Source organism: Oleiphilus sp. HI0080, from assembly GCF_001635135.1.
Genome location: NZ_LWFU01000414.1, coordinates 1 through 11308 on the forward strand (window position 1 = coordinate 1; position 11308 = coordinate 11308).

Sequence of the window (11308 nt, forward strand, 5' to 3'; positions counted from 1 at the left end):
TCATAAAAAGAACTCAGCACCCCATACTGGATAAACTGAACCAAGTGCCACGGCTTCCATGCGACGCCGTCATCTAGGCGGAGCACGGCATAGCCATAGTCACGATCTTTTCCGAGAATATTGGTATATGTGTGGTGCTCGAAATTATGGGTTTTTCGCCATGACTCCGCATCGCACACATTGTCCCAGTCATAGTTTTGGGCTTGCAATTCCGGATCATTGGTCCAGTCATACTGACCGTGCATCACATTATGTCCAATTTCCATGTTCTCCAGAATTTTGGACACAGACAACAAGCTGACACCCACCGACCAACTTAAGGGGTTTAGGCTAAAGTGAATCAATCCACGGCCGACCATCTCAGTTAAGCGCTGTTTGTGCATGATACCTTTAATGTAAGCAACATCCCGCTGGCCGAGATCGTCCACGACCTCTTGGCGAATCTCGTCCAAGCCGCGGCCAAATGCTTCGAAGTCATGCTCCATCATTAGCTTGTGCGGTTTCGTTTTCATATCCATAGTCACTCTCCTCAAGGTCGCAGCGCATGCGTTAAGCCTGTTTACTGGCGCCGGTTTAACGTAACTCTATGCTTTCACGACTCTCTTTTGCGATTAGATGTACCACGCACGCCTTTTTAGATTCGGCCGAGCATGGTCGTTTTCTCAATTTTTCGTCAGCGGTCAAGCCCGCGCCGCTTACCAGTTTTCAATGGCGACATCACCCACAGGAATGGAAATACAGGCTTGGATCTGGGTCTGCTCTTCTGAAACAAGCTCTCCTGTCAGTGCGTTGACGACCTGACCAGACGACTTCGTACACTTGCACTCGTGACAAACACCCATACGGCAACCAAATTTCGGTTTTAGTCCAGCCTCTTCAGCGATTTCCAACAGCGTTTTCTCACCGCTAGCGTTTAAGGTCTGCTGCGTTTTCGACAACGTCACATTGACCTCGTTACGCCCTGACATGCTTCGCAATTGAGCAAGGTTCGCCAACGTGTCCTGTTTCCTTGGCACACCAAAGGATTCACTCTTAATGGCCGCAATATCAACACCAAGCGCTTTTGACGCCGCTCTGACTGTCGACATGAAGCCTTCAGCTCCGCAGGTATATACAGCTCGGTTTGCGAGGTCGGGGCAATAGTCAACCAGACACTGCTGATTGAGGTGGCCCGACGCTTCAGTCGCAAAATGTGTGATCATGACAAAATCAGGATACGCTGCTTTTAACTCCATCAGACGCTGCTCAAAAATCACATCATCCTTACTACGCGCAGCATAGATAAGCGTTGCCTTGTTTAAGGTGGAGCTCTGAGCCATGGATTCGATCATCGCCATAATCGGTGTAATACCGCTTCCTGCGGCGACAAATACTGGAGCAACGGCATTTTCGATTGCTGTTTCTTCAGAGTTGATGATTGGGTCCATGATGAATGAACCTTGCGCCTCGCTGATGTGCAATAAGCCATCTAGCTCCAGATGATCCGCTAAATAGTTAGAAACAATACCGCCCTCGACACGCTTTACCGTAATGCTGATCAGGGATTGCTCTTCAAACATCCGTACCGATGACGAAATCGAGTAATTTCGACGATACCGCACACCCGCAATATCGACCTCAATCGCCACATATTGCCCTGGCACAAAGGCTTGCCAATGTATCGATGGACGCAAAACAAAGGTGGTCGTGTCATGCGTCTCATGTCTCGTCGAGACCAACTCCGCTGCCATGCGTTTTGTTGCGAACAAAGGCTCGAACTCGGTCATGAAAAAATCGACAGGCGCACTTAATGCCAATGGCGACATTTTTGACGCCCAACGGTACATAGCGGCCGATAGGTGAGTGAAGTTAGTTTGGTGTAGCGCGCCCATAAGAAGCTCCCGAATACTTTGGTGTACATATGTTCACCAAAGTACAGCAGGACATCTTTTCAGTCAACACTTGTACACTCAAATTTCATAATCAAATCTTATTCCACAGCAAAGAGACCACTTACAAAACAGCCTTTAGATAGGATAAGCTCCTGAAAAAGAGCGGTATTCTTGATGCAGACGCACGCAAAAACTCATGAAATAACAGTGCACAGGTGAACACTAAAGATGCTAAACTTTTGTATCTTTTATTCATTAAGCGGAATGCATGCAAACAAGAGACGAAAAAAAAGCACAAACACGCAAGTCACTAATGGATGCGGCGCTCAACTTAACGGGCAATGGCCGTAACTTTGCAAGCATTAGCCTTCGAGAGGTCGCTAAGAACGCTGGGGTTGTGCCTACCTCCTTTTATCGTCACTTTACCGATATGGAAGAGCTCGGTTTAAATATCATTGACGATTTAGGGCTGCTGCTACGCAAGCTCATGCGTCAGGCAAGACAGAACGAAGGGTATTTTGATGCACGCGCTCGAAACTCAGTTGAGTTCTATTCAAGGTATGTGTGCTCTCATAAAAACTACTTTTATTTTATGGAGCAAGTTAAAACAGGCGGAACACCCACATTAAGAAAGGCAATCCGTAAGGAGCTCAATTACTTTGCCAATGAGCTCGCATCAGACACACGGCCTTTAAAAGAGTTTTCTAATGCGAGCGATGCTGACTTAATGATCATCTGCCAGCTCATCGTCGATACAGTGTTCGAGAACACCATCGACTTACTCGACCAAGCCGAAGAAGATCCCGCTTATATCGATACCTATACAGAACAAACACTAAAAAAATTACGCCTAATCTGGCTTGGCGCCATGCACTGGCAAAGCAAATAAATGATCGACTTAAGACGAGTTGCTTTCTGACTTCAGCAGTCGGATACCAGCAGGCTCGATCTGGATCAGCTTGTTTTTGTACATGTTACCAATCGTCATTTTATATGACTTCTTACTCACCCCAAATGCCTCAGCGATCGCTTCGGGCGAGCTTTTATCGGACAGGCCGAGAAACCCATTATTCTCCTGCAGGGCTCGTAATACCCGCTTACTTAGATCATCTACTTTCGCAAAACCTGGCGCCTGCAAACTCAAATCTACTTTGCCATCCTCGCGAACGCGCTTAATGTAGCCCTTAATGTTTTGACCGATTCGAAGCGGCTTAACGACATCACTGTAAAATAGTAAGCCCCAAAACTGATGATCGATCACGCAGGCATATCCCAAGTCGGTTTTCTCCGAGACCACCAAATCCACAGCTTGACCCGGCTTATAACCTAGAGGCTCTTTTTCAATGAACTTATTCAGATGAGCCGACGCGAGTATGCGTTTACCCTCATCATCAACATGAAGATATACAAGATAGGATCGCCCAACTTCCATTGGCGCGGCCTGCTGATTAAAAGGAACGAGCAAGTCCTTGGGTAATCCCCAGTCTAAAAACGCACCCACGCTATTGACCTGCAACACCTTCAAAAAGGCGACCTCACCCACCTGCGCTAGAGGCTTACTCGTTGTGGCAATCAAACGATCTTTTGAGTCTAGGTAAATAAACACAACAAGATTGTCACCGACCTGACATTGCATTGGCACCTGACTCTTAGGCAACAAAACCGTGCCCATCCATGCGGCATCAAGATAAACACCATGGTCTTCCAATTTGCTGACTGTAAGACGGTTAAAGCGCCCAAGATAGGCCATGACAACTCCAAAAAAATGATCGCCGGCAATGACGTCACTGCAAGCCAAATAAAGTATGCTCAATTGTAAAGCAATTGAGCATTTAAAGAAGGCTGGTCGATTTAGTTCATCCAATATTTAGGGGATATAACGACTTAATGACGATATAGTGGCGGTATAGTGGTGATTGCATCGCTTACATCTGCCATGTTGATTTGCTATCTTGCTAGAAGAATCCCTTCGATACTCTTCACCGACAGGACGCTCATGGCAGGCACCAGCTTATTCGCACTCATCGACGACATCGCGACCGTATTAGACGATATCGCCTTGATGACCAAAGTCGCTGCAAAGAAAACCGCAGGAGTGCTCGGTGACGATCTTGCACTCAATGCCCAGCAGGTTAGTGGAGTAAAGGCAGACAGAGAGCTCCCCGTTGTCTGGGCCGTCGCCAAAGGTTCTTTCAAGAACAAGCTGATATTAGTGCCGACCGCCCTCGCCTTGAGCGCGTTAGTTCCTCAGCTGATCACGCCTCTGTTAATCATTGGAGGACTTTACCTTTGCTTTGAGGGCTTTGAGAAGATCTGGCATCACCTGATGCACACAAACGACCAACAAGCCAAAAAAGAACAGCTAAGAGAGGCGCTCACTGATCCGACGATTAACATGGCAGACTTTGAGCGCGACAAAATCAAGGGAGCGATACGAACCGACTTTATTCTCTCTGCCGAAATCATCGTTATTGCCCTTGGTACAGTTGCGAGCGAAACGTTTGCGAAACAAGCAAGTGTTGTTTGCCTTATTGCGATCGCGATGACCATCGGCGTGTACGGCTTGGTGGCCGCAATTGTGAAGCTCGACGATGTAGGGCTTTACCTAAAGTCTAACCTGAAAAACACGGTGATTAGCCGAGCGAAACGTGCTTTTGGCAATGCAATACTCTGGTTTTGCCCTTGGCTCATGAAATCACTAAGCCTATTCGGAACGCTTGCGATGTTTCTCGTAGGAGGAGGTATCATTGCGCACGGTTTGCCCTTTGTGCATCATCTATCAGAACACATTATTTCATTTATCGGTTACCCGACTCTCAGCGGCCTGGTACTTAACTTATTCGTCGGACTACTCAGCGGCGCAGCGTGTTTACTCGCCTTAAATGGGGTAAAGTCATGCAAAAAACACTCGTGAGCGCAAGCCATTGAGTGTGCGGATTTTTACGCACTTGATTCATTCGTCGTTATGGCGAGACAGCGAAGGTTGGCCACGTCGATACAGGCAAACACGCGCAGTCGCATTGAGATTAACCGAGCCACCTCAAAAAAGGACAGATCGTGTTAGAAATATACGCAGGCGAGCGCGCTCGAACAGCCATTGCAAAGAATGGCTTTCATGCGGATTTATTCACCTCTTTATTAGGCGCATCGGGCGGACCGAAATGGTTTAGTTTGTACGGATTGGACAAGTACTTGTTTGGCGAGTTCTTTAAAGAACGAGAGACAGAACTCAACTTAATTGGCTCCAGTGCAGGCGCGTTTAGAGCCGCCTGTTTTGCGCAAAAAGATCCTATCGCTGCCATCGAGAGGTTCGCGAAAAGCTATTCAGAAACGGTTTATCCCGAAAAACCAAAACCGCGCGACATCACGGATAAAGCAGAACTATTGCTGCAAGAAGTTCTTGCGGAAAACGGTGTAGACGAGATCGTAAATAACCGAATATTTAAAGCACATTTTATCGTCGCAAAAGCCAATGGGCTTGTTCAGTACGAGAACAAGTTTTTGCAAGGCTTAGGGCTCGCAAAAAGTTACATCGGCAACAGGCTAGATAGAAAACACCTTAAAAATCAGTATGAACGGTTTATATTTCATACGCCGAGTAGCGCCCTAGTTTTAGACGATCCGGATGGCATACCAACTCGCCATGTGCGCCTATCAAAAGAAAACCTGATGCCTGCCCTGCTCGCTTCGGGGTCGATTCCCATGGTGATGGCAGGAATCAAAAACATCCCCGGAGCACCTTTGGGAATGTATCGAGATGGTGGCGTGATTGACTATCATTTTGACGTAGACATTAAGAACCAGGGCTTGACGCTTTATCCACACTTTGGACCAATACCTAAACCTGGCTGGTTTGATAAAAGCTCCAAGCGTGTGGCACGAAACGCTCACTACGACAGGACGGTGATCATTTGCCCATCAAGCGAATTCGTAGCGTCATTACCCTACGGGAAGATTCCCGACAGAACCGATTTTGTGGAGTTGGATGCCCAGACTCGCATGACCTACTGGAGGAAAGTACTTTCAGAGACTGAGCGGTTGGCCGAACAATTTGCGCAGCTCGTAGAGGAAGGGGAAGTCGCTGGCTTCATCAAGCCGCTTCCCTTTTAGCGCTTGTGCGCTTGCATGTGGCCAGAAATAAATGATCGCCACTCGGTGAGGCATATTAGCAAAAGCTCGCGGCTAGCCCTCTGAAAATACCACCTAGACCAGCTTAAAGCTGCTCTAGGATCGTTTCAGCGCCGCTCACCTCGTACTGCATCGGCTCATCTACATTCAACGCACTAACAACCCCGTCATCAACAACCATAGAGTAGCGTTGAGACCGCAGCCCTCCAAACGCACCTGTGTCGACAGCCATACCGATCGCCTTTGCAAACGCCCCATCGCCATCAGCAAGCATGACAAGATGTTCAGCATTCGCGCTATCTCCCCAAGCCTTCATAACAAACGCGTCGTTTACGGAGGTACAAATAATGGCATCGACACCTTGCCCTTTGATTGCATCAGCATGAACAACATAGCTCGGCAAGTGAGCCGCGGAACATGTCGGTGTAAATGCTCCAGGCACGGCAAACAGAACGACTTTTTTCCCGGAAAACAACGCTTCTGTCGTTGGGCTTTGCATCCCATCTTCAGCCAAGTATTGAAAGGTATGTGCTGGTATTTTATCGCCTACTTTTAACATCAATAAAAATCCTTATTTAAGAGCGCCCTGCGGCGTAAAAATGAAAATGGTTTTCACCAGATCCGATATCTAACATTACCAGTTAATCAAAACACACTCTTTTGAGCGGTTATAAACGGGGATTTCACCCGTTGTATTCAATACCCTGTTGTTGGATGACAGCTCATGCAGGATCAAGCCTTTTGCAGCTCGTCTTTCTTTACGACAATCCATAACAAAAGGATCTTCTCTGCAACAAGCTCCTTCAAACGAAAAAGCACTTTAACCGCGATCAGGCACGAAAAATACGACAATCGCGCGTGAAATTCAGATATTCGTTACACTAACCTCGCTATGGCCTTAAAAAGCCATTAAGGGTTTAATGAGCGTGTTGCCTGCATAGTATTAAGCGAGGTGAATGACGAGTCTCGAATGCGGCAACATTGACGTGCACATTACCCCCTTACAATGGCGATATTCGCCGATTATAAAGATAAGAAAAAAGGAGTGTCTTTTGACTATTATGGTTCCTACTTGTTTTCGGACAGTAACACGCATTCTATTTTTCTTAGTCTCATCAATTGCCTTACTGTCTCTTAGCTTACCGTTAATTGCTGACAGCAATGCTGAGAAGAGAGCTGGAGAGACCGAACAATTCATACAAGAAATCGAACAACTCCCAATCGGCCGAGAGGCGCTCCTGCTTGAACAAGACGATATCGCAGAGCTGTTAAGCCGGAACATAAGCCTATTAAAAAAAGAGCTTGGGGCACTTGAACGCCTAGTGCAAAGCGAAAAATCACAGCGCAATAGCAACTCACACTGGCAGGCCATATCAAAACAAAAAGATCTAGTGAATCGACTCAGCTTGAGCAAGGCGAGCTTACTAAAACTCAGTCAGAATGAAGTCCGAGAGAAATACACCGCTTACGGTAGAGATGCCGTTCAACTCGTAAAGCTAGAAGCCAAGATCATCAAGATAGAAAGTCTCATTTGGTTGAATAGAGAAATCAGACTGTTTTCGAATTTTAGTGACACTATCGGCAAGGTTCTTATTGGACTAATCATTTCAATACTGAAGCTCATCGCGGCGGCATACATTTTAACGCTATGGCTACGCAATGTTCCTCGCTTTTTCCACCTAAGCAGCCAGCGAGAGTTGGATGATAACTGGCGAACCATCAAAAAACTCTCTCCTTACTTAGAGAAGATCGCGGCTCCACTTGGATGGTTCCTCTTCTTGAGTTTATTGATATCTCTACTGCAAGATTTGATGCTGTTAGACGCAATCAAATATGCGCAACCTGCTGTAACCGGCTGCATCATCGCGATTGCTTCATATCGACTTTGCGCAACATGGTTAGATATCCATGGCAGCGACGATCAAAATGCAAGAAAACAGCTGAACAAAAAATCATTGTTTATGCTTATTCGCATCACCGCATTAACGTATGTCGTATTGAAAACAATTAGCTTTAGCCTTTATGAAGGCGCAATTTATTACTGGTCTCAGCAATTGATGATTGTTTTTATCTTCATCGAGATCATCCGAGTCATTCGGTTATGGCGCCCTTTTGTCTTTGAAGGTGCATCCAACCTTCCATCGGTTCCTAGTTATGTAGCATGGTCTCTTACTCAGAAAGAGCATCTACTTATTTCTCCAATTGCGTCCGTCCTGTGCATGATTCACCTCAGCATACTTCGAGCTCAAACAATACTATTCACGCACCTATCCAAGTATGATTTTTTCAAACAAATCATCGCCTACTTTTTCAGTATTGAAGTCATCAAGCAAACAATCGAGGAGCGCCAAAAGCACAATCTCGCGAAAATGAATCAGGAGGAGACGTTTAAGTTCGTACTTCCTGGACAAGCCGACAGCTATCTCATTGAATCCTACGGACAACAGCAGTTGGATGATCTATGCAGCCACGTACTAAAACCTGTTCCCGCCATGACTGTAGTTACGTGTGAGCGGGGTTGTGGCATGACGACATTTTTAAGGCGCTTGGTGGTCAGATCGTCAAATAAACAATCCCTCTACATCGATTGTCCACACGGTGGGCTTACAGAACTCATCAAGCAACTAAGCCTAGAGATCGGCTTAAGTGAAGATAGTAGCGAAGGCGAGTTCGTCCAAGCGCTAAGAAAAGCAGAAAGCCGATATCTTTTCTGCATCGACAACTCTCAGCGTCTAGTCAGCCCAAAAGTGAATGGCATCAGCAGCCTCATAAAGTTCATCAATATTATACGACGCGGACGCGGCAATCATGGCGTGGTGTTGGGCTTAGAGCAATCTGCATGGCGCTTTGTCGAGCGCGCTAGAGGGGAAAGATTAATTCTAGATCGAATGCTTCGCTTGCCGCGATGGACAGAAGAACAATTAACAGAGCTCATGAAGTCGCGTATCAATACCGATGAACAATATGCGATCCACTTCGACGACTTAAAAATACCAAAGCAATGGGATGATCAAGAACTTGATGAAGTCGCAAAAGCGCAAAATGGCTTTTTCCGAATCTTATGGAACTATTCAGACGGCAACCCAAGTGTCGCGTTACGTTTTTTCCGGATGTCTTTATTTAAAGATATAGAAAAAAAGCGCGTTGTTGCTCGAATATTCAAAGCACCAGAAGACAAAGGATTAGAGCTACTTCCAAAACCTATGCTCGCCGTGCTGCGCGCCATTGTGCAACTAGAGCTTGCGTCGGCGGAGGAGCTCTCAGAATGCACCCAACTTAGCTACATCGAAGTACTCAATACTCTGCGTTTTTTTCAGAACAGAGGGTTTATTACAATGATTGATGATAAAGCAAAAATCTCAGATCACTGGTATCGCTTTGTAACGAACACCTTGCACAACCAGCACCTTTTAGTGAAGTAATGGCCTACATATGCGGAATTCTAAAATGATAAGTTCAAATAAGCGCAGTCCATTATATTGTGGGTGTGCAGCTAAACATTTTCTAATCACTCTTTTCGGCTTACTCTTTTGTTCTCAAGCTCTCGCCGAACCAACAGCCGATCTTAATGTGATACAGAACCTTTCCGGCCTGATACGCTGGTCAGGCCTATTATTATCCGTTTTAGTTGTTGGCGTTGCTTGGGCATTGCTACGTTTCACTCAAAACCTTGTTGATTCAATTGGCAGCCAATTGGCTCAGCGCCGTATGCTCGCACAAAAACTTCAGTCGTTTTTCCAGTTTTTTGTCTACGTCGCAACCTCGATCATCGTTTTCATGCTCAGCTTCCATGTCGATGATCGCGTGCTTGCAGTGATCGGTGGAACACTGGCAGTCTCAGTCGGTTTTGCGATGAAAGATCTTGCAGCATCTTTTATTGCTGGGCTAACAGTAATGGTAGACCGCCCATTTCAGGTGGGCGATCGCGTTACGTTTGAAGAGCACTATGGAGATATCGTTAAAATTGGTTTGCGCTCAGTACGAATGCAGACCCTAACGGATGACATGATCACCATACCAAATAGCAAGTTCTTAAGCGATGTAGTGACAAGCGGGAACTTCGGCGAGTTGGATATGCAAATCAACATTCCTTTTTATATCGGTCTTGATCAAGACATTCTTCTCGCGCGCGATATCATCCAAGAAGCGGCTGCTTCAAGCCGCTACATTCATCTACCTAAGCCGATCGTTGTATTAGTAAAACAGCACATTGAAGACACCTACTTCGCCCTGCAGTTGACCCTTAAAGCCTACGTGCTAGATACGCAATACGAGAAGTTATTTGAGACAGATGTCACTCTAAGAGTAATGAGCGAGTTCAAAAAGCAAGGAATTTTGCCGCCGGTCATTCGCAATTCGGTGTTGATGAGTCAAGCGGCTGTAAAAACAGAGCCGACGTAAGTATCACAATGATTGGCACCTCGGTCTCACGTGCCAATCATACGCAGAGCCATGACACTTCATCTGGCTAGTCGAATAGATGTTAGGTCTTGATACGCTCGACGTCGCTGAAAACGCCTTTCTATGCAAATAGCATGGCATACCAACTCATCATAAACTCTTAGTTCACACCTTACTCGAACCCTTCACTTTTTCTCTAAGAGATTGCATCATCACGTAGAATGCCGGAATCAACAGTGTACCCACAACCGTCGCCACCGACATACCTCCAAATACGGTATAGCCAATAGAGTGGCGACTTGCAGCACCTGCGCCCACCGCAAAGATAAGCGGCAGAATACCCAAAACAAAAGACAAAGCCGTCATTAGTACGGCTCTAAATCGCATTCGCGCTGCGGTTTCTGCCGACTCAATAATGCTCTGCCCTGCCTTCTCGCGCTGCTCCTTAGCAAACTCAACAATCAGAATCGCATTCTTGGTCGCGAGACCAATCAACAACACCAGTCCGACTTGAGCGTACAAGTCGAGAGGGTTATTGATCGCAAGCAGCATCACGCCTGCCCCTAAGATGGCGATAGGCACCGAGAAAATAACGGAAATAGGAATACTCCAGCTCTCGTACTGAGCAACAAGGAACAAGTAAACGAATATAATCGCCAAACTAAACAGCAAGGGCGCCAAATTACCTGCCAGAATTTGCTGATACGCCATACCCGTCCATTGCGCTTCGTAGCCATCAGGCAAGCTCGTCTTGGCCACTTCGACAGCCGCCGCCATTGCGTCTCCCGAGCTCACACCAGGGGCGGGAATAATATTCACGGTGACGGAGTTTGAGGTGTTATAGCGGTACGTAACATCAGGCCCCAATATCGGCTTGGTTTGAACCAGCGTACTTAACGGAATCATTT

The 11308-nt window shown here is 46.5% G+C and carries 9 protein-coding genes and 1 pseudogene; 5 read left to right on the forward strand and 5 right to left on the reverse strand.

Annotated elements, in window-relative coordinates; translation table 11 throughout:
* Together A3751_RS07660 and A3751_RS07665 are read right to left on the reverse strand one after the other, a co-directional pair.
* Positions 1-518, reverse strand: a pseudogene (locus tag A3751_RS07660) (fatty acid desaturase); the annotation flags it as partial.
* A gap of 177 nt (positions 519-695) precedes the next feature.
* Positions 696-1871 carry a flavin reductase family protein gene (locus A3751_RS07665; protein ID WP_068490242.1) on the reverse strand — a complete coding sequence of 392 codons (1176 nt, stop codon included), beginning with the start codon at positions 1869-1871 and terminating at the stop codon, positions 696-698.
* 268 nt (positions 1872-2139) lie between these two features.
* Between A3751_RS07665 and fabR the strand changes: the two genes are divergently transcribed.
* Positions 2140-2760, forward strand: a complete 621-nt coding sequence (gene fabR / locus A3751_RS07670; RefSeq protein WP_068453982.1) for an HTH-type transcriptional repressor FabR — start codon at positions 2140-2142, stop codon at positions 2758-2760.
* 9 nt (positions 2761-2769) lie between these two features.
* On the opposite strand, the gene A3751_RS07675 is transcribed toward fabR, so the two are convergent.
* A complete protein-coding gene (locus tag A3751_RS07675) occupies positions 2770-3621 on the reverse strand; it encodes a S1 RNA-binding domain-containing protein (protein WP_068453983.1) in 852 nt (283 codons plus the stop codon).
* 246 nt (positions 3622-3867) lie between these two features.
* On the opposite strand from A3751_RS07675, the gene A3751_RS07680 reads away from it, so the two are divergent.
* Together A3751_RS07680 and A3751_RS07685 are read left to right on the forward strand one after the other, a co-directional pair.
* Positions 3868-4785 (forward strand): DUF808 domain-containing protein, encoded by a 918-nt coding sequence (locus A3751_RS07680; protein ID WP_068453984.1) that lies wholly within the window; start codon positions 3868-3870, stop codon positions 4783-4785.
* 143 nt (positions 4786-4928) lie between these two features.
* Positions 4929-5981: a hypothetical protein gene (locus tag A3751_RS07685; RefSeq protein ID WP_068453985.1), complete on the forward strand. Its 1053-nt coding sequence runs from the start codon at positions 4929-4931 to the stop codon at positions 5979-5981.
* 103 nt (positions 5982-6084) lie between these two features.
* Here A3751_RS07685 and A3751_RS07690 read toward each other — a convergent pair whose 3' ends face one another.
* Positions 6085-6558 (reverse strand): peroxiredoxin, encoded by a 474-nt coding sequence (locus A3751_RS07690; protein WP_068453987.1) that lies wholly within the window; start codon positions 6556-6558, stop codon positions 6085-6087.
* Between the two features lie 493 nt (positions 6559-7051).
* Between A3751_RS07690 and A3751_RS07695 the strand changes: the two genes are divergently transcribed.
* Both A3751_RS07695 and A3751_RS07700 read left to right on the forward strand, forming a co-directional pair.
* On the forward strand, positions 7052-9421 hold the full coding sequence (locus A3751_RS07695) for a hypothetical protein (RefSeq protein ID WP_156492323.1): 2370 nt from the start codon (positions 7052-7054) through the stop codon (positions 9419-9421).
* A gap of 148 nt (positions 9422-9569) precedes the next feature.
* Complete coding sequence (locus tag A3751_RS07700) at positions 9570-10400, forward strand: mechanosensitive ion channel family protein (protein ID WP_197466227.1); 831 nt, start codon at positions 9570-9572, stop codon at positions 10398-10400.
* Positions 10401-10565: 165 nt separating this feature from the next.
* On the opposite strand, the gene A3751_RS07705 is transcribed toward A3751_RS07700, so the two are convergent.
* Positions 10566-11308, reverse strand: a 743-nt coding sequence (locus A3751_RS07705; RefSeq protein ID WP_068453991.1) for an efflux RND transporter permease subunit, incomplete at its 5' end; no start/stop codon positions are given.